The sequence below is a fragment of the Tamlana crocina genome, from assembly GCF_012037625.1.
On the sequence record NZ_JAAVJS010000062.1, the window covers coordinates 1 to 730 of the forward strand.

The 730-nt window shown below is 47.5% G+C and carries 1 protein-coding gene; it reads left to right on the forward strand.

Going from position 1 to position 730, the window contains the following annotated elements; translation table 11 throughout:
* On the forward strand, window positions 1-730 hold a 730-nt coding region (locus HC176_RS15605; protein WP_209309736.1), incomplete at both ends, for a zinc-dependent metalloprotease.

A 730-nucleotide genomic window follows, 5' to 3' on the forward strand; every position in this document is an offset into this window, starting at 1 on the left:
GTATCATAATCACCTGCGATCTTACCGTAACAGGTTTATGATCGAGGCAGGGGCGCAAAATCCTGCAGCCCGATCCCTGGAAACTCCTGAAGAAGAAATAGGGGAGATGATGCGTATGGTGATCGCACATGAAGTGGGTCATGCGCTTGGTTTACCGCACAATATGAAGGCCAGTTCTGCTTATCCTACAGATTCTTTACGGGATCCTGAATTCACCCAAAGATATGGGCTTACGCCTTCCATTATGGATTATGCCCGGGTGAACTATGTGGCGCAGCCGGGAGATGAAGGGGTGAGATATATAAGAATGATGGGGCCTTATGATCTTTATGCGATCAACTGGGGCTACCGATATTTACCTGAAGCAAATTCTCCGCAGGAAGAAAAACAGGTTCTTAGTAACTGGATCCTTGAAAAGGCTGGAGATCCTGTCTATGAATTTGGAAGCGGTTACCGCGGAATCGATCCGCAGTCCCAAAGAGAAAGCCTGGGGGATGACCAGATCAAAGCCAGCGAATATGGACTTGCAAACCTGAAAAAGGTGGTGCCTAATCTTGTAAAATGGACTTCTAAAGATAACCAGGACTATGATGACCTGGAGGAAGTGTACCGTGAATTAGGCGGCATGTGGAGAGGTTACATTAGCCACGTAATAAGCAATGTGGGCGGAATCTATGAAACCCGAAAAACAGCCGATCAGGAAGGAACGGTGTACACTCATGTGCCCCGT